18 protein-coding genes are annotated in these 22824 nt (G+C 46.6%); 14 read left to right on the top strand and 4 right to left on the bottom strand.

All coding sequences use genetic code 11. The features are described 5' to 3' along the window. Nucleotides 1-277 precede the first annotated feature (277 nt). The 9 genes from ahpC to ACJJII_RS14995 all read left to right on the top strand — a co-directional run bounded on the left by ahpC (nt 278) and on the right by ACJJII_RS14995 (nt 11216). Nucleotides 278-844, top strand: coding sequence for an alkyl hydroperoxide reductase subunit C (gene ahpC / locus ACJJII_RS15035; protein ID WP_413662579.1), 567 nt, complete (start codon nt 278-280; stop codon nt 842-844). Nucleotides 845-920: 76 nt separating this feature from the next. Next, complete coding sequence (ahpF, locus tag ACJJII_RS15030; protein ID WP_444916744.1) at nt 921-2471, top strand: alkyl hydroperoxide reductase subunit F; 1551 nt, start codon at nt 921-923, stop codon at nt 2469-2471. 369 nt (nt 2472-2840) lie between these two features. After that, the gene (locus ACJJII_RS15025; protein ID WP_444916743.1) at nt 2841-3506 is read left to right on the top strand and encodes a hypothetical protein; all 666 of its coding nucleotides are present in this window, start codon (nt 2841-2843) and stop codon (nt 3504-3506) included. A 297-nt stretch (nt 3507-3803) separates the two neighbouring features. Beyond that, on the top strand, nt 3804-4781 hold the full coding sequence (locus ACJJII_RS15020; protein WP_444916742.1) for a right-handed parallel beta-helix repeat-containing protein: 978 nt from the start codon (nt 3804-3806) through the stop codon (nt 4779-4781). 500 nt (nt 4782-5281) lie between these two features. Further along, the gene (locus tag ACJJII_RS15015; RefSeq protein WP_444916741.1) at nt 5282-6235 is read left to right on the top strand and encodes a NosD domain-containing protein; all 954 of its coding nucleotides are present in this window, start codon (nt 5282-5284) and stop codon (nt 6233-6235) included. Nucleotides 6236-6637: 402 nt separating this feature from the next. Then, complete coding sequence (locus tag ACJJII_RS15010) at nt 6638-7522, top strand: hypothetical protein (RefSeq protein WP_444916740.1); 885 nt, start codon at nt 6638-6640, stop codon at nt 7520-7522. Nucleotides 7523-7911: 389 nt separating this feature from the next. After that, complete coding sequence (locus ACJJII_RS15005; protein WP_444916739.1) at nt 7912-9330, top strand: alpha/beta hydrolase family protein; 1419 nt, start codon at nt 7912-7914, stop codon at nt 9328-9330. 59 nt (nt 9331-9389) lie between these two features. Next, on the top strand, nt 9390-10496 hold the full coding sequence (locus tag ACJJII_RS15000; RefSeq protein WP_444916738.1) for a sensor histidine kinase: 1107 nt from the start codon (nt 9390-9392) through the stop codon (nt 10494-10496). Nucleotides 10497-10499: 3 nt separating this feature from the next. Further along, complete coding sequence (locus ACJJII_RS14995; RefSeq protein ID WP_444916737.1) at nt 10500-11216, top strand: LytR/AlgR family response regulator transcription factor; 717 nt, start codon at nt 10500-10502, stop codon at nt 11214-11216. 686 nt (nt 11217-11902) lie between these two features. Here ACJJII_RS14995 and ACJJII_RS14990 read toward each other — a convergent pair. The 4 genes from ACJJII_RS14990 to ACJJII_RS14975 all read right to left on the bottom strand — a co-directional run bounded on the left by ACJJII_RS14990 (nt 11903) and on the right by ACJJII_RS14975 (nt 18851). Further along, nucleotides 11903-14344 carry a PKD domain-containing protein gene (locus ACJJII_RS14990; RefSeq protein WP_444916736.1) on the bottom strand — a complete coding sequence of 814 codons (2442 nt, stop codon included), beginning with the start codon at nt 14342-14344 and terminating at the stop codon, nt 11903-11905. Between the two features lie 18 nt (nt 14345-14362). Then, complete coding sequence (locus ACJJII_RS14985) at nt 14363-17056, bottom strand: TonB-dependent receptor (RefSeq protein ID WP_444916735.1); 2694 nt, start codon at nt 17054-17056, stop codon at nt 14363-14365. 263 nt (nt 17057-17319) lie between these two features. Then, nucleotides 17320-18306, bottom strand: a complete 987-nt coding sequence (locus tag ACJJII_RS14980) for a FecR domain-containing protein (RefSeq protein WP_444916734.1) — start codon at nt 18304-18306, stop codon at nt 17320-17322. A gap of 29 nt (nt 18307-18335) precedes the next feature. Further along, entirely contained in the window at nt 18336-18851 is a 516-nt protein-coding gene (locus ACJJII_RS14975) for a sigma-70 family RNA polymerase sigma factor (protein ID WP_282933363.1), read from the bottom strand. Nucleotides 18852-19078: 227 nt separating this feature from the next. Here ACJJII_RS14975 and ACJJII_RS14970 point away from each other — a divergent pair, with 227 nt between their 5' ends. The 5 genes from ACJJII_RS14970 (at nt 19079) to ACJJII_RS14950 (ending at nt 22619) form a co-directional block, all read left to right on the top strand. Next, a complete protein-coding gene (locus ACJJII_RS14970) occupies nt 19079-19711 on the top strand; it encodes a biliverdin-producing heme oxygenase (protein WP_413665231.1) in 633 nt (210 codons plus the stop codon). Nucleotides 19712-19742: 31 nt separating this feature from the next. Next, entirely contained in the window at nt 19743-20696 is a 954-nt protein-coding gene (gene exbB / locus ACJJII_RS14965) for a tonB-system energizer ExbB (protein ID WP_444916733.1), read from the top strand. Then, complete coding sequence (locus ACJJII_RS14960; protein WP_444905714.1) at nt 20696-21130, top strand: biopolymer transporter ExbD; 435 nt, start codon at nt 20696-20698, stop codon at nt 21128-21130. Before exbB ends, ACJJII_RS14960 begins: the two co-directional genes overlap by 1 nt. Beyond that, nucleotides 21127-21963, top strand: coding sequence for an energy transducer TonB (locus ACJJII_RS14955; protein ID WP_444916732.1), 837 nt, complete (start codon nt 21127-21129; stop codon nt 21961-21963). The genes ACJJII_RS14960 and ACJJII_RS14955 overlap by 4 nt, the downstream gene beginning before the upstream one ends. Before the next feature lie 239 nt (nt 21964-22202). Next, on the top strand, nt 22203-22619 hold the full coding sequence (locus ACJJII_RS14950; protein WP_444916731.1) for a YbaN family protein: 417 nt from the start codon (nt 22203-22205) through the stop codon (nt 22617-22619). Nucleotides 22620-22824 lie beyond the last annotated feature (205 nt).

The raw sequence follows: 22824 nt of genomic DNA, 5'->3' as shown, positions 1-22824 counted from the left end.
TGCCTGAGGATATAGATCGCGATCAACACTTCTATATGTCGTCTTTGCGGCTCAATAGACATCAGGATGCGCCGATAAGGTTTCACCTAACGGCTGTCGCTTTGCCAAAGCCATTAAATAGCGGCTAAACCCCCAATCAATCAAATAGCCAACAACGATTGCCAAAAGCTATCACACGCATTTACATTAATAATTTTTATCAAAGGCTGTAGACCGATAGTATAGATCCCACTTCCAAACAACGACCGACAAGACAGTGATAAATAAGGAGCTATCCATGTCACGTTACATCGAATCCCAGCTGAAACCCTTCAGCGCCAAGGCCTATCAAAACGGCGACTTCTTCGATATCAGCGACGCCGACGTTAAAGGCAAGTGGGCTGTCTTCTTCTTCTACCCCGCAGACTTCACCTTTGTCTGCCCCACTGAGCTGGGCGATCTTGCCGACAACTATGAAGAGTTCAAGAAATTGGGCGTTGAGATCTACTCCGTATCTACCGATACCCACTTCACCCACAAAGCCTGGCACGACTCTTCCGACACCATCGGCAAAATCCAATACCCGATGATCGGCGACCCCACCGGCACCATCACCCGCAACTTCGGTGTGATGATCGAGGAAGAAGGCATCGCCGATCGCGGCACCTTTGTAATCGACCCGGAAGGCCGTATCCAAATTGTCGAGATCACAGCCGGCGGAATCGGTCGCGATGCCAGCGAGTTGTTGCGCAAGATCAAAGCTGCCCAGTACATCGCCGCTCACCCCGGTGAAGTCTGCCCGGCCAAGTGGAAAGAAGGCGAAGAGACCTTAGCCCCCTCCCTAGATCTGGTAGGAAAGATTTAACCCAAATACCTCTGACCCGGCCCATCAAAAGGTGGGCCACAACCCAGCCTTAAATTGTTAGAGAAAGGACACACCGATGTTGGACGCAAACCTGAAAAAACAACTGGACACTTACCTGCAGAATATCGTCAAACCGATCGAGATTCGTGTGTCCACAGATAACAGTGAAAAATCCAAAGAGCTGGAAGCGCTGGTAGATGAAATTTCCGGACTCTCCAACAAAATTACTGCACAGCAGAGTCAAGCCAAGCGTACGCCGAGTATGGCCATCGCTCCTGCCGGAGAGGAACCCCGGGTTAGCTTTGCCGGTATTCCCCTGGGACATGAATTTACCTCACTCGTACTGGCACTGTTGCAAGCGGGGGGCCATCCCTCAAAAGCAGACCCGGAGCTACTGGAGCAGGTACGAAACCTGAAGGGTGAATTCCACTTTGAAACCTATATCTCCCTCTCTTGCCAAAACTGCCCGGATGTCGTCCAAGCGCTGAACCTGATGGCAACCCTCAACCCAAACATCACCCACGAAATGATCGACGGTGGCCTGTTCCAAGAGGAAGTTGAAAAGCGCAATGTTATGGCTGTACCTGCGGTTTACCTCAATGGTGAACACTTCGGCCAAGGCAGGATGTCCCTCGAAGAGATTGTTGGAAAACTGGATACCGGCGCAACCGAGCGTAAAGCTGAAGAACTGAATGAAAAAGCACCCTACGATCTTTTAGTGGTAGGGGGTGGCCCAGCGGGCGCAGCGGCTGCTATTTATGCCGCTCGCAAAGGCATTCGCACTGGCATAGTGGCAGAACGCTTCGGCGGCCAGGTAATGGATACCGTAGGCATCGAGAACTTTATCTCTGTACCCTACACCGAAGGCCCCAAGCTCGCAGCCAGCCTTGAGCAACATGTTAAAGAGTATGGTGTCGATATCATTACCGATCAACGCGCAGCCAACTTGCGACGCAACGAAATGGTAGATATCAAACTACAAAGCGGTGCGACCCTATCCAGCCGCTCAGTAGTATTGGCTACCGGTGCCCGCTGGAGGGAACTGGGGGTTCCCGGCGAAGCCGAGTACCGCACCAAGGGTGTAGCCTACTGCCCCCATTGCGACGGCCCCTTCTTTAAAGGTAAGCGCGTAGCCGTTATCGGTGGCGGCAACTCGGGCATCGAAGCAGCGATCGACCTCGCCGGAATCGTCGAGCACGTCACCGTACTGGAGTTCGCCGACAAACTGCGTGCAGACGAGGTACTGGTACGCAAGGCTCAGTTAATGGACAACATCGATATTATCGTCAATGCCCAAACCACTGAAGTCCTCGGCGACGGTAACAAAGTGAACGGCCTGGCCTATACCGATCGAGAGAGTGGTGAAAATAAGCAGGTCGAACTGGCTGGTGTTTTCGTACAGATTGGCCTGGTCCCCAATACGGAATTCCTTAAAGAAACCGATGTGGAGATGAATCGCATGGGCGAAATTGTGATCGACGAGCGCGGCGCAACTTCAGTCCCCGGCGTCTACGCCGCCGGCGATGCGACCACTGTCCCCTACAAACAGATAGTGATCTCTATGGGTGCAGGTGCAACTGCTTCGCTGGGCGCATTTGACTACTTGATTCGATCTTCGATTGACTAGCCCTTAAGCAAGCACAGGTCGGCACTTTGCCGACCTGTGCTTAAACAATTAAGTGCACAATAAACTTTCACTGGCCCCAATTTAAGATTTAGGATACTTCCAAAAGTAACTTAGTGTTTAAACACTGACTCTAACCCTCCCCATTAACTTCAGGGATAGGCCCTCCAACACCTGAATTGCCCTATACTTTGATTTTCACCTACTTTTCAAAGGTATCCCGACTATTTGGCGGCGACTAATCCCACTCATTAAAGAAAGCCACCTAAGTAAGGTAGGTAAAGCTGGCAGGTTAACTTCCATATAGATCATGTAGATGCCCAACTTAAATAGCTGTTACACCTTTCTAAAAGAGTCTTGAAGAATTAGGCGATGATTAACAGTTTCACCGTCATCTTTGGTTTTTCCGCATTCATCATCACTTTTTTTCTCATTCATAAATCTCTTCACATTGTTATTAAGAGCAGCTCAAAGGACAACATCGATAAAGCATGTCAGCTAATTTTGTACACTATTTTAGTCATATTTGGCGCTATCGCACTATATCAAGAATACGAAAGTATCGGCAAAATTGGCGCAACCAGATTTTTCCGACTTGCATTGCTTTATGGCGTATCAATGTATGCGTTTGAGATAATCTTCTTACAGATAAGTCGATTTAATCAAATACATCATATCTACTACATTATCCTTGGGATGATACTCATATACCAAGATTATTATCTTGCAATATTTCCTGCTATCTATTTTGTCGAGCTAACCGTTATTTTTGATCTAATCAGCTTTCTCACACGGAAAAGCAAAAATATAGGCTTTAAATTTTACGCTTTTTCGCTAATGGTTCACGGCTTTGTCTGGTCAATACCTTTATTTCTTTTTTATCTGATTCTTCAAGATGGATTCCCCAACGATACCTTTTTAGATTCCATTCTTCTCATTGCACTTTCTATAACCTTTCTTGCGTCAATCGGGCTCGCCAACAAAGCACCTACACTTATTACCAAGTTTGTTAAGTACCAAAGGGACAAATCTCCCTAGAAATAAAGAAAATTGTACTCGCATCAAACCGATCCGCTTCCAAAATTCTGGCCAGCACCTATATAAGACGCCCAACTTCGCATACAGAAACAGCAATGGAAGGTGTGGTTTCACATGCCACTTTAGCTCCATATTTACAACAGAAACTAAACCTCTTCCTTTGATTTATATATATTATTAACAAACAGAAAACCAAGCCGATAAATTCGATAGAATATCAACCGGAATAACTCATTCATTCCCACCCCCGAACATGTGCCCACTATAAAAATTTAGTTTATCGACCTGGGAGCCCCCATGAAGAAGCCAAATTTAGCGCTATTTCTCAGTCTATTATCTGCCCTTGGATTACCTTTAGCCTCAAACAGTTTTGCTGTGAGCTGTGGCGACACGATTACTACCCAGGAATCCCTCACAGAAGATCTCTCCTGCGAAACCAATCCAGCCCTCACAATCGACGGCCCCGGTGGCGGGCTGAACTTAAATGGGTTTACTGTTACCTGTATAGAACCATTACATGAGGGCATCTATCTAACAGGGCTAGCTGCAAGCCTGTTTAATGGTGTAATAGACAATTGCAATGACTCAATAGCACTCACGGAAGATGGTGTTCATTTTGTCAGTGATATTGAGATTAACAATCTTGTAGGTGTGGGCGTACGTATTGAAAGTAACAGTAATTTTGTTACCGGCATCGTGATACCTTTTAATGGTACGCAATATGCAATAGGCATAGAAACAGCTAATCCCTCAAGCCTCAATCAGATCACTGGAAATTTTCTAGAGTTCCCGGGATTTTCAGGAATATATATAGAGGGGCGAAGCAATACAGTCACCGGAAATGAAATTCTTAACCCTGGTGATTTTGGCATAGCTCTTGATTCCGATGGAGGGAACAACTTAATCCTACTTAACACTATAATCAGTGACAGTAAAGCGAGAATATTCAACACCCTAAATGGCGATGGAGATGTGGGAATATCTGTAAGTTCAGATTCAAATCTCATTTCTCAAAATAGTATATCGAACAGCACCACTGGAATCAGAATCAACAACAGTGACAGCAACACAGTAAGCAGTAATGAAGCTGACAATAACATTGACTATGGCATAGTGATCGAGGGAACTAGCGCAGAATTCAATAACATTTTATCTAATACAGCCAATGACAATGGTATATTCGACCTTTACTCCCCTGATGATCCGAACTGCACATCTTCGAACAACTGGATTGGCAACATCTCTACAACCAATGATCCCAACTGTCTGGACTAAATATTCACTCGATTACATTCACACTCCCTAATGTACAAGCAATAGCTGAGTAGTATATCGCTGGCTGACAAATAGCATAAATAATCAGGGAGCCTCTGAATAGCTCCGTGATGCCTCTTGCCATGCAGAGCGGTCAACAATCAAGGCGTTGTTGCGTAGGGATGTCTAGACCTTTCAAGAAGTCGCAACGCGAAGTGTGAATCGCTTTGTATGTCAAGAGATAAAAACTTCAACCATCCTGCCTGTCTATACCTAAACAACCCCAACAATAAATAGCGCCCTAGAACAGACAAACAGCCCACTTAAAGGCGTAATAATAGATTCATTATTAGAAATAGCCCTTAAGCCCTCCTCTATCATTTAAATTAAGTATTATTAAAAATCATTAAAACAACTAAATATTGCAGGGGGAACACTGATATATCCTCACGAAATTCACCCAGACTAAAAAACTGCCTATCTAAGGTATCCGCAATAATTACTGACATGGTAAAAACCCTATGAAAAAACTAACAATAGCCCTTTGTTACATCCTTTTAACAACCGCCGCAATATCAACCTCTATTAATAGCTATGCCGTTACCTGTGGAGGCAGTATCACTACAGCGGAGACGCTAACTGAAGATTTAAATTGCACTACAAATTTTGCATTCAGCATTGTGGGTCCATCAGGCAGCCTTAATATGAATGGCTTTACCGTTACATGCCCTCTCACAGCAAATAATGGTATAGTTCTTGGTGGGTTTTTTGCGAGAATATCCTCAGGGACTGTCGAAAACTGTAATAATAGCATTACATTAACAGGAGACGGCTCCCATCAGGTTGTAGATGTTGATATTGTTAACCCTACCTCTACTGCATTATTTGTTAGAAGCGATCACAACTTTATCTCCGGTGTTCAGATACAGTCGAACGTCCCTGACTCTAACTTTGGTATACGAATTGAAAACAATGATTTCAACCAGGTTTTCGGAAATACTGTTGATGGTATGGATAACGTTGGCGTGCAAATAGAGGGGTCTTCAAATAGTGTTTCTGGCAATATAATCACCAACACCTCTGACACTAATGGCTCTGGTGTTGGTATATCTATTGAACCTCCTGGCAGCTCCAACATAGTTACATCAAACATTATCGATCAGAGTGCAGGTGAAGGCATATTAACATTTGAATCAGATTCAAACCTTATATCTCAAAATGTAGTAACAAACAGTCTAACCGGCATCGCAATTGATAATGCAGATAGCAATACAGTCACTATAAATAGCGTTAGCGATAATACGGATTATGGAATATCTATTGAGGATGCAAATGCTAGTGGCAATAACATTTTATCTAACTCATCGCTAAACAATGGGATTTTTGACCTTTACTCCCCCGATGATCCAAGCTGCACCGCCAATACTTGGTTAGGTAATACTTTTGTTACCAGCGACCCTTCATGCCTGAATTAAGCGAAAAGATTACTCAATCGAAGGTTTAGTTTGAAGACGATAATAAAGCTCCATATCGTCTTCTTACATAATTACCAACGCAACTTTAGGATTTACATTGAATTGGAATGCTACGCCTTTATCAACAGCATCACTATTTATTTATCAGTTTTTTAACAAAAATAAGTAAAACCTCCCATTAAACTAATGTCCCACTAAATCAGCACTTACCTCTCATAGCGCCTATCTAGGCCATCTATCAAACTCATACTTGTATCAACCCCATTCACAAGGAGTACGTGCCAGATTGTCGGCCAAGTTCCGACGATTAGGCTAGTGAACGGTGATTGATACGACCTCAACCTTGAAAATGCAATGGAAAACGACATTGGTCGTACAGTCTCATCACTAAAGGAGTTACTGATGAAGAATATTGCACCTCTAGCCGCCAGTATTGCCCTGGCAATCATTAGCCAGGGCGCTATCGCCGACACCAATACTGCAACGGTTTACCAAGAAGGTCTTGGGAACACTGCAACAGCTGATCAAAGTGATCCAACCGCCACAAACAATACCATCGATCAAACTCAGATCGGTGATAACAACACCAGCTATGCGGAGCAATCCGCTAACAGTGATGGTGGCACGATTATTCATAACCAAACTGGCGATATGAATACCGCCGAGTCCTATCAGGATAACTCTGTAGGCGCCTATATCGAGATCAATCAAGGAGACAACAATCAGTACGTCTTCACTCTCCAGTCATTTGTTGACGGTAGCACCATGTCCATTACCCAAGATGGGGATGGCCACAGTGCAACCTTAACTCAAACCAATAGTACCGATGATGTTATTGTGGTGACTCAAGCTGGGGTAAACCAAACTGCATTTGTTACCCAAACACTGACGTCAAATAGTGAAGTCTATGTAGATCAGCTCGGCGACTCCAACCTGGCGACCCACAATCAAGTCAATGGAGACTCCAACTACTCCTCCTCATATCAGGACGGTACTACCAATACCCTTAATGTGATTCAAACCAACGATGATCACGAGAGCAGTCTCTGGCAAATTGGCGACAACAATGTTGCCATTCATAACCAGACGGGTTCAGATCACTACGCACTGACTGAGCAGCTCGGAACTTCCAACTTTGCCAATATTACGGCAACAGGTATTGGTTCTTCCGCTCAAACTTACCAAAATGGTGTGGGTAACGCCCAGACAACAACACAAATTGGCGATGCGCAATCTGCTTTTGCCAATCAAACCGGAAACGCAAACGTAGGTGTGATTCTACAGTAAACGCTTCATCTCGCAGTGCTGCCCATAAATGGGCAGCACCCATGGACTCATTAGCACCGAAAGACCATCTTCCAAAGAGTTATTTCCGAACTAACTCTTCCCTTACATCCACATACCTAGGAATAACCCAAGTTCTTTACCAACTTATATAGGCGATTTCGTGTTCGTCATAGATACAATCCGCACCGTTAGTTAGTCTCTCCGTCCCATCTATCAGGATAAGTCGCCTCTATCTGATAACGTACCCCCACGCCTAACTAGACAAAGGATAGCCAAGACTTCCTCGCCGTTCAGCAGCCCTATTCGCCACTTATCCTAATTTTTATCCAGAAGAAAAAGATAGCTCTAAGATGGCAAGCATTCAGCAGGTGAACACAGAGAGAATAGTTATGCGATATATTCAAACTAGATATTCAAAGACCAACGCAAAGTTAAAGGCGCTCTTCGTAGCCGCCGGCCTGTTTTCTACTACAGCAAGTGCTAGTGGCATCGATGGGGAATGGAAGGCCACTATTCAAACAGAGAGTGACAAGGTACTTCCGATTGTCCTCCATATTGATCAGGACAACGGCAAATGGACGGGGGTACTGGATAGCCCCTCACAAAAGACCTATGGCATAGAGATGTCATCACTGGAAGTTAGCGGCAACAATATATCCTTCGAAATTGAGGACTTAGGACTCAGTTACGAGGGGGCGTACAACCCTGTAGTTGAGCTTATGTTCGGTTCATTTACTCAAGGGAAGTCACTGCCTCTTAACTTCAGAAAGATAAATACTGTTCAGCCGGAGAATCGTCCACAGACACCAACAGGCCCCTACCCCTATACTATTGAAGAGGTAAGTTTTAAAAGTACAATCACAAATAATATAATCTCTGGGACACTAACCAAACCAAACTCAAGGATAAAAGCCACCGCGATCCTGATTAGTGGTTCGGGGCCGCAAGACCGGGATGAAACCGCATTCGGCCATAAAGCATTTGCGGTAATTGCCGACTATTTAACCCGGCAAGGGTACGCCGTATTGCGTTATGATGAACGAGGAATTGGTGACTCTACCGGGAGTTTCTCCACGGCAACTACCGAAGATTTTGCCAATGATACCAGTGCAATTGTGGATTATCTGAACAGTCGTAACGATCTCCCCAAGGGTAAAACGGGCTTGATTGGGCACAGCGAGGGGGGGATGATAGCTCCTATGGTAGCCAGCAATCGTGATGATATTGCGTTTACAATTCTTCTCGGCGGCCCAGGGGTTAAAATGCAAGAGCTTTTTCTCGACCAGTGGTACAGGGATAGAAAACACAGCGGTATGACTGAGAAAAACCTGCAAGAGTTACGCAAGCTTGATGAAATTGTTTTTGAACAATTTGCTCGTCTTCCCACAGGGGGAACTATCAGTGATGGCTTACATCAAGTTCTTCATAAGAGTGTTAAACTCGAAGGCTTGGAAGGAGGCAAACTGGAAGCTCAAGTTGAGGTACTTAAGAAACAGTATTCCACCCCTTGGTTTCGTTATGCATTGAACTTCAACCCTGAGCCCTATTTAGAGGGTACAAAATGTCCTATTTTGGCTCTTAACGGCTCACTGGATTTTCAAGTTGATGCGGAAATGAACTTAGGCAATATAGAAAAGGTGTTGAGTAAATCCAATCATAAGGATTATGAAATTATTGAACTCGATAAAATGAATCATCTCTTTCAAACAGCCGAAACCGGCAGCTATGCCGAGTATGCGGAAATAGAGGAAACCTTTTCTCCTATTACCCTTGAGACGATATCAACCTGGCTGAACGAGAGATTCTGATTTTAACTAAACTCTGTGGCCCCAGAACAAGGGGCCATTTTATTAACATGTATTAATTTATGAAGTTACTGAAGTCCCCCGCACCTACGACAAAGTTCTTAGCGTATCATTTTGGCGGCTGGCTAATATTCGCCGTAGTGAACTCCATTTCTCGGGGCTTACTTACCGATGAAAATTTCGAGCAGCTCGCCATACATGCACTCACCCTGATATTAACCTGCGGAGCTTTAACGCTAATTATCCGAGAAGTGATTTATCGCTTTGACCTCTTAGATAAAAACTGGAGGCAACAGTGGCCCTACTTCTTTCTATCTTCAATATCACTTGCATTTTTATGTGCCTATATTTCAGTTATTTTTCTATTCTCATATTATAATTTAATGGGATATACCACTCCCGACTCAATTTGGCACAACGTACTTGGCAACTGGCTTGTCATGACTATTTTATTAATAAGCTGGACCCTAATTTATGTTACAGCAGTTAATCAAGACCGTTTACTCAAGGCTGAACAGGAAGCCATTCAACTTAACCTACAGCTCAATGAGGTTAAAATGGCAGCACTTATGGGGCAGCTTAACCCACACTTTCTATTCAATGGACTAAACAATATTCGGGCCTTAATTCTCGAGGATGCTACTAAATCAAGAACGATGCTGACAAACCTCTCTGATCTACTGAGATATACATTGATGGCACATAAACAGAAAACCGTGCCACTCAGAGATGAGCTGGAAATTGTTTGTCAATATATCGACCTCCTCAAAATACAATATGAAGATCGTTTGACTTTCAAGTTGATAACTGATCCAGAATTGATGGGAGAACGAATCCCTCCTCTTATTATCCAACTGCTTACAGAAAATGCGATACGCCACGGAATTGAAAAGTCCAAGCATGGCGGTGAAGTAACCATCAGAGTATCCCATGAAGAGGAACACCTAGTCATCACGGTAGCTAACCCAGGGACCTTAGAACTAAACGCACCTCTAGAAACAAAGCCCAGCAAAAAGAAAAATGAAAATACCGGATTGGGACTAGCAAATATACAAAAACGATTGACTCTTCAATATGGTAACAACACATCCTTCCAGATAAAGCAACAAGGGCAGCAAGTTATTGCCCAATGCAATATTCCTACTTCATCTTTACAGTCGGCGGTATAATAAGTGAAAGCCATTATTATTGAAGATTCCAGACTCGCTCGCAATGAATTGAGAGAGCTGTTAAAGCCTCACAAAAATATAAATTTAGTTGCAGAGGCAAAAGATTGTGAGCAGGCAGTTTCTCTGATTCTAAAAGAACAACCAGACTTACTTTTTTTAGACATTAATCTACCGGACGGGACTGGCTTCGACATACTAGAACAGCTTGAAGCTGCACCCCAGGTTATTTTCACAACCGCTTATGATGAATACGCCATACAAGCATTCGAAGTCAACGCATTAGACTATCTCCTCAAACCAATCAACCCGGAAAAATTAAAACGAGCGCTTAACAAAACACTAAGTGATTCTTCTTTACAGGATGATAATCACTTATCGAACTACCTAGACACCAACAACAAGATCTTTATCAAGGACGGAGAGCGCTGCTGGCTAATAGAAATAGGAAATATCCGTTATTTTGAAAACTGCGGAAATCATGCCCAAGTATTCTTTGATAACAACAAGCCGTTTATTTATAAATCATTATCTAAAATTGAACAGCGTTTAAATCCTGAGGTTTTCTTTCGCGCCAACCGCCAGCAAATCATAAACCTGAATTTTATTCAGGATATTCAACCATGGGTCAACAGCGGACTACTAATAACAATGACCGATGGAAAAGAAATAGAGGCTGCAAGACGCCCCGCTACTCGCTTACGGGAGATGCTGAGCTTATAGCCACTATTGTGTGCTACTGCCAAATATTGCGCCAGCAGTAGCACACTAACTATGCTCACATTTATTAAGCATTCTTCTTAAAGCTTACAAAGAAAATTCATTGACGACTTCTAACCCTTCCAAATAATAAAGGAAGACATTCCACCAATCATCTAGATGGCATTTTACTTAATTGAATATTAACCTATGTGGTTCGAAACTGCCTATGGGTAGGCTCCTTAAGCGCACAAGTTAACATATCCTCTACAGTTAGAGCATCATTTTGCTAGATGCCTATCAGCTCTCTTTAGAAGGGCATACTTACTGCCTCTTGTAACGACTCTCTTACATCGATAGAACGCGTTTCTCGATACACTAGTTATCTTGCAAACTTTGGAGATGTTTGCGCGCTTTTCTGCCAAGATTGGCAATACAGCTTTATGTTTGCGGGTCTAACCTCTCCTCTAGATATAGATACCCTCATAAAAACCAGTAACCGACCCCTCTTCAAGAGGAGATATCATTTTTGGCCTGAACTAATGAGTATTAAAAAATAGTGGCCTCATTAAAGTAATGTTACGGCATAATTTTTAACGCCTACAAAAATAAAAAGGGCATCCAAACGGATGCCCTTTTCTTGAGGAAGCCGCAAATCTCAATCAACTCTCAAAATAGAAAGTGTAATTGCGATGGCAAGCTTATATGTATCAGTTCAATTCCCCAGCTTCACACTCTCTCCAATCACCGAAGATTCCATTATCTGCCGCTACCCAGGTTTCATAGGTAAAGCTTAGCTCAGGAATCTCCTTAATATTGAATGAGAAGTGGAAACCTTCTGCTTTATCGTCGGTACGAATACAAGGTACGGCAGGCATCCAGGTTTTAAAGTCCAGGGACTCACCCTCGGTAATCACCTGCCCTTCCACCAAACCTTCAAACCAAGGTGTAAGGCTGTCTAAGTCGCCATTAATATGCTTGACTTGCACATTTTCAATCGTGTAATCAGAATCGACAGCTGTCAATGACCACTGGATGTTTTCATCTTCTGTTGCAGACGTATCCCACTGCAAGTTAGATGGAGTGCCATAGCTAGGGATATTTTCGTACGGCATCGGCAACCAGAGGCTCTCACCCCAGGAATTGATATTACGCAAACGTACCCCCTTAGCTTCGCTAATAGGCTCAACTTCTACAACAAAATCGTATACAGGTGCATCGTCGATCAAATCCGTGGCGTAGTAACGGAATACGTAGGTGCCCGCCTTGGAAAACACGGTACCGGTTGTATTCTCACAATCTTCACTATCTGGATAACTAGTGAATTCCCCCCCCTCCGGCGCACTGATCAGCTCTTCATAAGTGAATACTTCATCACCATCGGCATCAACAGCAACCGGGCGATGCAACAAGGACATGCAAGGCAGTATCTGGAAATAATCTTCACCGACGGACAAGCTGCCCCAATTGCGCGCCCAAACTACAGATTGTATTTCCGGTGCGGTATTAGATATTTTGGCTAGACCACTATCTTCAGAATAAGTCTTGGCGTAGAGGCCGCGGTCATCACTTACGATTAGACGCGCAGTATAAGAACCCGGTACATCGGTAATCACCCGAGCCCGGCGAAGCTCTTGACTCTCCGGCTCAGTGATCGGCTCTATTACAGCATTACTGCCATCAGGCTTGTCCACCAGCTCCCAATGGAAATCCATGGGGTCACCATTAGGGTCTTTACTGGTCGCATCAAATATCAGGGCTTCGCCTAGCAATACAGAGTTAGACTGGGCCTCAACACTTCGAGTAGAGGGATAGCCATTAACATTGCCAATCTTCGCTTCCATGGTCGCTTCCATAGTCACCAGATTGCTCCCATCGGAAACAGTCATACTTACGCGATAAGTGCCAACAACATCTAGCTCTTGGATTTTCTTGCCCATCGGCTTCCAAGAACCAATATCAACAAGCTCAGCAACACTGCCTTCCGGTTTTTCAATTAGCTCCGCATCAACAAGCTGTAGCGCATCACCCTCAAGGTCATAACCAACAAAGTTAAACTCAGCGCGAAGTCCCAGCTCTTGCTCACCAATACTGTAAGATGGGTAATAACCTGTAGCTTCAACCTCCCCAACAGGAGCTTCATTCACTTTCGCTTCAGGATCTGCCTCAACGATAATCGTAACTTCTCGCTCTTCACTTTTTCTAGCACCATCAAAAACAAACAAAATCAAATTGTAAGTATCAGCGGCAATAGGTGTGAATCTAAGGATGGAAGTTGTCTGACCTTCTAATTCGGGAATTGGTACACCATCAGTTTCAACCGGGCTGTAAGCCCACTTCCAGCGGTACTGTAAAGCGTTGCCTTCCGGATCGTAGCTTTCGCCAGCATCAAGAACAACCGTCTCACCAAGCGTAATAGTCTGGCTTTGTGCCACCGCAACGGGCGGTGCATCGCCAGGGGAAACTGTTACCAGAACTTCTGTAGCTGCACTAGAGAACCCATTGTAAGACACAACCAACGTAAGCTTGTATTCAAATTCATACTCACCTTCAGTATCCAGATGCAAGGTAGGCTTACTTGAATCCCTGTTTGTCAGGTATGCATCGCTGTCGAGGGGCTTATCAGTAAGAGTCCATAGATATTGCAGATCCCCTGTCTCTCCAGTCGGTGGCGTACTCATACTCCCATCGAGACCTAGGGTCTCAGCACCTAAAATAATACTGTGTACGGGCTCCGTAATTGCTACTGGGTAGGGGCTGGTTGCAGTCAATGTCATACGGGACACTTCACTGCTCTCAGTGCCATCATTGACAATCAAACTTACCACGTAATCCCCTGGATAATCGGCAGTAAACTCAGTATATGCATCTTCAGAACTGCTGAGTGTAGCCCGACTAGAAGGTGATTCAACCAACTCCCAACGATATGTAACGCTCGCATCTCTTGGACTGGAGCTATCCGTACCATTCAGCTGAACAATAACTTCTCCATCAGCCAGCGAAAAAGTTGTGTCAGCAGGGGACAACAAACTGATATTTGCCGTTGGTTTTTCTACCTCATTTTTTGAGCTGCCGCCCGAACCACCGCCACTACAAGCAACCAGCACGAGAGACAGACATAGCATGCCAACAAGGGCTATTGCTCTTTTCATCTGTTTTACTCCAAATAATTAATATTGATAGGTCAGACTTAGTCTCGCAGTACGTCCAGGCGCAGGAACAAGACCTAGACTCAATGCATCGAGATAATATTTATCGGTCACGTTGTCGACGGTGAAGTCCATCGAAAAGCTATCGCTAAATTGGTAGCTGGTATAGACATCAAGCACTTCATAACTGTGCCATAAAACAGGCTCATTAAAGCTGGTAGGTGCGTTATAACGAGGGATAGAATTTCGCTCACCGACAAAAGTGCCACGCACTCCCAACTCCAATTTTTTCTGGAATAAACGCAGGCCGAAATGGGCGCTTGCATGCCAGTTGGGTGGGATCATGTTATTGACATAACTTTCCGGGATGCCCCAATCTGTGCAGGAGTAGCGCACATAGCTGCCAACGTTGCACACTTCAATATGGCTGTACTTGGTGCCACTCAATTCGAGCAACCACCAGTGGGCGTCATACCCTAAATTCAGCTCCCATCCTTTAAGATCGAGGCTATCGATATTGCGCATACGGAAAAAGTCGAGACCATCCTGGGATTCCTCCCAGGCATTAGGTTGGGTGCGAGTCAAATAATCATCAACATGGTTTTCGAAGTAAGCAACTTTCGCGCGTAGCTGATGACTAGCTTCGAATAACTGACCATTAAGGTAGTTAATGCCAATTTCATTATTTTTAGCGTGCTCAGGCTTTAGTGGAATATCCAGGGCTGGGCTCACCGACCAACCGGAGGTATTTTCGAACAAACTCGGCATGCGCAATGCCTGCGCATGGCGGGCATAAATCTGCAACCCTTTAATCGGCTCCCAGGTCAGGACCACCATTGGCGCAGTGCCAGAGTGATTGTTTTTATAGTGAACCGGCAGGCAGCCACCATCTCCATCGGCCACACAAGCGGGGTCACTAGTGCTAAGCGGAAGGGCATTGTTGTCTTTAGAGGAAAAGCGGGTGTAGCGGAGTCCTGATTCAAGAGTCCACTCTGGCCACGGCTGCCATTTAACACTAGTAAAGGCACTATACTCATCACGCCATCCGCTACGGGAGCCGGAATAAAAACTATCAGTTGCCGGGGTGTCGGTATCCATATCCTCCCATTGGGCGGAAATACCATAGTCCCAGCGTAGCTCACCCATTGGGTAGAAACGCATACTATTGGTTATATCAATACCAAAACGCTGATAATCATCAGTACGTGCAGTATTGTCTTCCAGATCAACAGAGCCCACATCTGGAGTATTTAAATCGGTAACTGCATCGGTGTGCCAAAAATTAATACGCAAGTCCGCCCAATCATACTCAACCGGCTGCCAGCGATAACGAGCAGTATAAGTTTGGTTCAGCACCTCACTATCCAGCCACTGGCGCGCTTGCCCAAAAGAAACAATCTGGGATGGCATCATTTCGCCATAGGTGCTGCTATAGCGCAGGTAGCTGAACTCCAGACTCTGATCCTTTGGCAGATACAGGCTGCTTTTTAACAACCAAGAGTCACTGGAAAAATTAGTATTAGGGATTCTCTCTCCCGCACGAAATGGAGATGCCCCTTCAAGGGTGACCGGAGTTTCAGTATGCCAAGCCAACTCTAGAGGTTCACCAACAATTACTTCCGGTGCAGGACCATCGGTACCTGCGTAGTAGTTGCCCTGCTCACGCTGCGCATGAGCCACAACCAGGTCCCCCCATTCAAAACGCTGGGCGCCGGCAAAGCTCGCAGCGTAGCCGTCAAAGTCAAGGAGGCTGGGCCTATCCATACCGTAATCCGGGGCAAAACTATCCGGCATCAGGAAACCGGTACATTCAATGGCAAAACGACAGTCAGAGTGATAAGCATTTCGCGGAAGGTAATAGCCTGCGTATGTACCGGGCTCTGGGGCTTCGCTATTGTTTCCGATACCACTGACACGAACACGGAAACCCGACAATTCGCCGGGTTTTACGACATCTTCTGCTCTCAGGGTATTTACACTGACAACGCCACCGGTAGCGCCAGTGCCCTCGGCACCCATTACTGGGCCTTTATCAATACGCAAGGACCCAATCAGATCTGGGTCAATATAACTACGACTGGAAACCCCGGCATAACCGCGATAAATCGTTGTTTCCTGGCGACTGCCATCGATTAAGACAGGAACCCTACCCTGCCCTTGCATACCGCGAATATTGACATCCAGACCACCGGAATTGCGGTTTTCACTGATCAGTACACCGGGAGTGCCCTGGAAAATATCGCCAACACTGGTACCGCGAAAGCGCTCAATATTTTCCTGGGTGAGAATATTTACTGAACCGGACTCGCGAAATACCTGGTCTTTTTCACCGCCATCACGGGTCTCAACCTGAATGCTGTCCAGCACCATCAGATCCTGCTCGCCAGCGGACTGGATCAGCCAGGCACCACTACCAACGGGAACCGCTTGCAGGTTGGTACCGCGCAACAAGCTCAACAGAGCTTCTTCTGCACGATAGCTACCAAATAGTGCTGGAACAGAAATAGTTTCCACCAGGTTCTCGTCGAAAGAGAGCGTTACCCCGGCCTGACGCGAGTAGAGGTTGAGCACATCTCCCAGATTGCCCGCGGGCAAACTGAATTCGATCAACGCTGTATTGCCCTGCTGGGCTTGCGCAAAACTCGATACGGGAACTACGGCCAACAACAGTGCCAACAAGGTGGGCAAAATATGTTTTGGGGCGCGGGACTGCATTTAAGCGGCTTCCTATTCTCAGGTGTATAACTAGGAAGCCGAACGAAAATCAAAAACCCGTAATCTAAATGAGAATTATTTTGTTTTTTTTGCTTCGGAGGGAAAACTAGCAATCAAAAGCGTCATCAAAAATAAAAAATGGCACCTTCGGATAACTTTTTTGTGGTCATCTGGCAATAAGAGCAGGAATTAAAGGTTGCCCGTTCCGAAAAAACCGTCAGCCCGGACGCATAGGGGAAGGCAGGGAGCGATGCGACTTACTATCAGCCCGGCAATTGAATCGTTGCCCACCAGCGCGTGGTATAGCTCAGTTCAGCTCCCGCCGAACGCGCCAATATTTTTAGGATGGTGTCGATATCGTGAAGCTGGAAAACCCCGGAAACCTGGTGATCTCTTAATGCCGGATCACAGCGTAAAAAACCAACACGATAGCGAGACAACTCTTCAAGCAGTGCCCCTAATGGCATGCTCCGAGCTGAAAGCACCCCGTCAATCCATCCGCTGTAATCAAACATCTTGCTGTCCAGAGCGAGTGAACCGGCTCCAGTAAGACGATAAGCCTCACCCGCTTTAACTGCAAAGGGTTCTATATCCGCACTCGGCTGAACCTGCACCCCACCTTCCACAACCTGCAAAATCGTGTGGTCATCGCCATTGCGGACAAAAAAGCGCGAGTCACGGGAAATCAGCTGCCCCTGAGGCACCGATACCTGCATTGGCCTCGGGTCAGCGGCACTGGTCAAGTGCATTTCACCTTTAGTCAGCACAAGCGAACGGATTGCTGCGCCCGACTCCCATTCAATGGCACTGCCGGTGTTTAACCAGACCTGGCTCTTATCATCCAGAGTATATTGGGCCGGCTTAGAACCAGAAGAATAATCGGCAGACATATACTTCAGCAAACCGGTGTCATATCCCACCAGGCCAACGGCAAAAGCCCCAAGGACACCACCACCCATGGTTTTAAGAGCAGCCCTGCGATTTAAACGGCGAATTTCTGCATCGGTTTGATTTAGGGTGGAATGGGCCAAACGCGGCGCTCGGCGGGCCACCGTATCTAGAGGCGACTCCATCCGCTCAAAACGCTGCCACGCCAGTTCATGCAGAGGGTCCGCCGAACGCCATTGACTGCAAGCATCGCGCTCTGAGTCAAGCGCCTCGCCGGAGCCCAGGCGAACGCGCCAGCTAACGGCTTGCAACAGTACTGCTTCAGGAATTTTTTCTCTATTTTTTTCTGGGGCGTTTGACATCAGCGAGCAAGTTCCAAGTCCATAGAAAATTATTCGTTATCGTACGCAGCGGCATAGCACTTGAGCATGGCTTTTGCGATATATTTCTCTACTGAGGAAAGGCTCAGCCCCTGCTGCTCAGCCACCTGGCGGTATGTTAAGCCATCTAGTCTCGCCATTAGAAATACCGTTTTCTCTATCGGGCGCAGACCACTGAGCAATTGATCAATTTGCTCCAAAAGCCCCAATAGCTCCCACTTATCTTCCGGGGAGGGACATTCCGGTTCCGGCAAATTTTCCAGCAGCGCTAAATAATTCTTCTCCAGCACTTGGCGACGGGCTTGGTCGATCAGCAGGTTCCCGGCCACTTTGGTTAACCAGGCCCTCGGACTTCGAATTCCCGCAGGCAGGCTCGGCCTATCCAGCAGACGAATAAAAGTGTCCTGAGCTAAATCCTGGGCATTATCAACACCGGAAGTTCGGCGCGCTATCCAACGGACAAGCCACTCGTGGTGCTCTTGGTAAAGCTCATCAAATCCTGGGGTTGAAGGGGTTTCCGGGGCCAAAACTCAGACCTTGCGCTGTAATCTTTTGAGGGCGGGGACTGTAAATGATATCTATTCTCATTTAAAGTAGCTGAGCTGAGAATGTTATATCAATTTGGAATAACCCGGTGAATTTTTCAAAAAATATTGATCAACGGGATGGGTTAATTTGAATTTGGTCCGTCACCCATTACAAAGCCACCGGAATAACCGGGCGGTTATTGTTTAATTTGTTTTGGAAAAATCCCGTGAGTAATCCAGCAGAATGCCAATCCGTTGAACCAACAGAGCCCACCTTTTCCGCTTGGCTGAAAGAAGGCACTAATACGACCCACGAGAGTCTAGATAAACGCATTATGTCCCTGTCACCATTTTCCAATCGCGAGCGATATGCACTGTTTGTTCGCACGCAGTCGCGATTGCATCAAGCGGTGTCTGATTGGTTTCAAAGTGACGAATTAAATAATTTTTTGCCCGGCCTGAAAGAGAGAGACCGCTCTGAAGCAGTCCTCCAGGACTGTGCTGATTTCGAAATGCCCGAGAGCGATTTAAAAGCTGATCAACAAGCCGCAGCAGAAGTCACAATTACTGATTTCCACTCTGCACTGGGCTGGCTCTACGTAGTTGAAGGCTCCAACTTAGGAGCGGCATTCCTTCTCAAGTACGCGCGCAAACATCTGGATTTATCAGAAGAGTTCGGCGCACGCCACTTGGCAGGACATGAAGACGGTCGCGGGTTACACTGGCGCCAATTCAAAACTGCGTTAGATGCTCTTGAACTCAACCAAGAGCAAAAAGAAGTAGCCCTCAATGGGGCCAAACAAGCCTTTGCTTTTGCACGACAAAATGTCGAACAATTATTAGCGCCCGCTACACCCTAATTTATTTTTCACCTGAAGCCAGGAGTCGGTAATGAAAATCTGGACTGTAATTTTATTGTGCCTGCTAGGCAGCACATTGGGCCCATTGCCGGCTTTAGCGCAGGAAAATAATTCCAACTCAAGCGAACAAAGCAATACAAAAATAGTTCTCGAGGGAGATGTGGAAACCTCCGTGGGGTTGCAAGAAAATCAAGACAACTCTACCTCGACTGCAACCTCCAACATTGGAGATACCGCTTTCAGCGCACACGATTTATCTCCCATGGGAATGTATCACGCCGCGGATATCGTCGTTAAAAGCGTAATGATCGGCCTACTGTTGGCCTCGGTTTTAACCTGGGCGATTTGGCTTTTTAAAACCGTGCAGCTGGTAATAACACGTCGCAAGGCCAAACAATTATTGGCAACCCTGATCCAAAGCAAGACGTTCGCCAATGCCGAATCAAAGCTTTCAGGCCAAACCGGCGGTGCCCTATTATTGGTAGAAGCGAGTCGCCACGAACTCGACTTATCTTCAGGTGGCCCAGTGTCAGATGACGGCTTAAAAGAACGTGTTCTGGCTCGCCTGGAAAGAGTCCAAGCTTCTCTCGCTACCGACATGAACCGTGGCACCGGAATTCTGGCAACCATCGGTTCCGTCGCCCCCTTTGTCGGTTTATTTGGAACTGTTTGGGGCATCATGAACAGTTTCATCGGTATCGCAAAAACCCAAACCACAAACCTGGCCGTAGTGGCTCCAGGTATTGCCGAAGCCCTGCTGGCAACTGCGATCGGCCTGGTTGCTGCGATTCCGGCGGTAGTGATCTACAACTACTTTTCCCGGGCTATCGGCAATTATCGCGCGGTATTGGCCGATAATGTCACCGCCTTAATGGTACTGATTAGTCGGGACCTGGATCGCCATCATCCAAATGCGCGCCCGCTCGCCGAACTGGTTAGCGCGAACAAAAAGCGCGCAGTACCGCAGGTTCAGGGCGTCAACTAATGGCATTCAATCTCAACAGCAGCAATAGCGAAGAACTGCCAGAACAGCACGATATCAATGTCACACCTTTTATCGATGTGATGCTGGTATTGCTAATTATTTTTATGGTTGCGGCTCCGTTGGCCACTGTAAGCGTGCCCGTCAATCTACCCTCGGCGACAGCTCCGCAACAACCCCAGGCAGAAGATCCGAAATATCTCACCCTGCAAAAGGACCTCACCCTGACTCTCGGTGAGGACAAAGTTATTGTGCGGGAGAACTTAGCTGCTGAACTCCGGGCAAATGAAATTGGCACAGAACAGCAAATCCTGCTGCGTGCCGACAGCAAAGTGGAATATGGGGATTTGATGGACCTGATGAACCGCCTTGCCAGTGCCGGATACCAGAAAATCGCTCTGGTAGGTCTGGATAAACCGGCGACCGTAAACCAATGAGCCTCTTGGCCGGCCCGAAGGTAAAATCTGCGAAGCGTCCGCGATTTTTTCTATCGCTCTGCGCCTTTTGCTGTGCCCTAGCCCTTCACGGACTTATTGCCGTCTATTTTTTATGGCAGCCCAAATCCGAACTGGCACTTCCGCCTGCTGCAGCACCACAGGTATTTGAAGTCAGTATGGTAGCCGCTCCAGTGGCACCACCCACGTCGCTACCGGTAGGTCCCCAACAACAGGAATCCTCTCCCGCAAGCCAGCAGAGCAACGAGCCACAAAAAACCTCTGCGCAGTCAGAGCCTGTTATTTTGCCAGAAGCCCCCTCGGAAATTGCCATTGAGAAGCCCGAAGAGGAGCCCCCCACGGAGGAAAAGGAAGAGACCCCTGAGCCAGCGGAAGAGAAGGAAATCGCACAGCAACAAGACTCCAGTGGAGAGGCTACTGGAGAAACTGTTGTTGAAGAAACATCAGCCCCTCTCGCGGCAGATGTAGCAGAAGCAGAGCAAGCTGCAGCACCGGAAGTGGGCGCCTTGAACCAGAGGGAATCACAAGCCAGATTAACCTGGCAGAATCAATTACAGGCTCACCTTGAGCGAAGAAAACGCTACCCCCGTAGCGCCCAAATACGGCGTCAACAGGGTATTCCCTGGGTACAATTCACGATGGACAGAAAAGGCAAAGTACTAAAGGTTGAGCTGCACCGAGCCAGTGGCATATCGTCTCTCGACCGAGAAGTCGTGGCCTTGGTGCGCAGGGCAGAACCACTGCCTAGACCACCAGAAGAGGTACCCGGTGATCCTCTGACAATGGCCGTTCCGGTCGAATTTTTTATTCGTTAACCAAAATAAATTGCTTTCTCAGAACTGGGAGGCATGGCTTCACATAAACCAGAAAGTCACCTCCCTGGACAGAGGAAATCATCCACATAATCCGTTACCCTGCACTAGCGACCTATCGGCCTGCTGACTCTATTGACTAGGTGCTGGGCAAACTGCTTATGAGCAAGCAGACCAAGCGGACAAATATTGTTACTTTTGATGCACAACTACTGCAATAAGCTAGAAGGTAGAGGTACCGAATGAAAGAATCCGCTGAAGACAGCGTAATGTCCTACACCCCGCCGTTGGCAAAGGGCTGGATGCGCTGGCTGTGGGGCGCCGCTGCTTGCTTTTTTATCGCCCTTGGCATTATCGGAGCCATTCTTCCCGGCCTGCCGTCGGCTGTATTTATTGTCCTCGGTGCCTGGGCCGCATCACGCAGCTCCCAGCGCCTGCACCAATGGATCGAAGAACACCATCTCTTTGGGCATCTATTGCGGACTTGGCGCAGTGGTTATGTAAGCCGCAGAACCAAGTTACTGGCCAGCCTGACAATGGCTATATCCCTAGCTTTTGCCATCCTTCATATCAGTAATATTTACCTTCTTTGCTTTACCATTGGCGGCATCAGCTGCGGCGCCTACTGGATTTGGTCCCGGCCGGAACCCAGGGAGTAGACAACGCTACTTTCTACCCCTATTTGGCAGCAGACACCCGTAGATTTTAGCGCTATAGTCCCCCAACAAGGATTTGTCTGGGGGACAGGATGTACAACGTAGTACTTTTTTTTCACCTTCTAGGTGCAACAATTTGGACCGGTGGGCATCTGATACTTGCCTGCACAATACTACCCAAAGTTTTACGGGATAAGGATGTAGCTTT

Source organism: Microbulbifer maximicatervae (SeqCode) (assembly GCF_052467825.1).
Note: the sequence above shows the minus strand (reverse complement) of the source record. Positions and strands in the feature narration are given on the sequence as shown.

What these genes read in the sequence shown, in the direction of transcription:
- ACJJII_RS15010 (WP_444916740.1), top strand. Translation starts at nt 6,638, where the DNA reads ATGAAGAATATTGCACCTCTAGCCGCCAGTATTGCCCTGGCAATCATT.
- ACJJII_RS15015 (WP_444916741.1), top strand. Translation starts at nt 5,282, where the DNA reads ATGAAAAAACTAACAATAGCCCTTTGTTACATCCTTTTAACAACCGCC.
- ACJJII_RS15020 (WP_444916742.1), top strand. Translation starts at nt 3,804, where the DNA reads ATGAAGAAGCCAAATTTAGCGCTATTTCTCAGTCTATTATCTGCCCTT.
- exbB (WP_444916733.1), top strand. Translation starts at nt 19,743, where the DNA reads ATGAAAATCTGGACTGTAATTTTATTGTGCCTGCTAGGCAGCACATTG.
- ACJJII_RS14950 (WP_444916731.1), top strand. Translation starts at nt 22,203, where the DNA reads ATGAAAGAATCCGCTGAAGACAGCGTAATGTCCTACACCCCGCCGTTG.
- ACJJII_RS14990 (WP_444916736.1), bottom strand. Translation starts at nt 14,344, where the DNA reads ATGAAAAGAGCAATAGCCCTTGTTGGCATGCTATGTCTGTCTCTCGTG.
- ACJJII_RS14985 (WP_444916735.1), bottom strand. Translation starts at nt 17,056, where the DNA reads ATGCAGTCCCGCGCCCCAAAACATATTTTGCCCACCTTGTTGGCACTG.
- ACJJII_RS14980 (WP_444916734.1), bottom strand. Translation starts at nt 18,306, where the DNA reads ATGTCAAACGCCCCAGAAAAAAATAGAGAAAAAATTCCTGAAGCAGTA.
- ACJJII_RS15005 (WP_444916739.1), top strand. Translation starts at nt 7,912, where the DNA reads ATGCGATATATTCAAACTAGATATTCAAAGACCAACGCAAAGTTAAAG.
- ACJJII_RS15025 (WP_444916743.1), top strand. Translation starts at nt 2,841, where the DNA reads ATGATTAACAGTTTCACCGTCATCTTTGGTTTTTCCGCATTCATCATC.
- ACJJII_RS14955 (WP_444916732.1), top strand. Translation starts at nt 21,127, where the DNA reads ATGAGCCTCTTGGCCGGCCCGAAGGTAAAATCTGCGAAGCGTCCGCGA.
- ahpF (WP_444916744.1), top strand. Translation starts at nt 921, where the DNA reads ATGTTGGACGCAAACCTGAAAAAACAACTGGACACTTACCTGCAGAAT.
- ACJJII_RS14960 (WP_444905714.1), top strand. Translation starts at nt 20,696, where the DNA reads ATGGCATTCAATCTCAACAGCAGCAATAGCGAAGAACTGCCAGAACAG.
- ACJJII_RS15000 (WP_444916738.1), top strand. Translation starts at nt 9,390, where the DNA reads ATGAAGTTACTGAAGTCCCCCGCACCTACGACAAAGTTCTTAGCGTAT.
- ahpC (WP_413662579.1), top strand. Translation starts at nt 278, where the DNA reads ATGTCACGTTACATCGAATCCCAGCTGAAACCCTTCAGCGCCAAGGCC.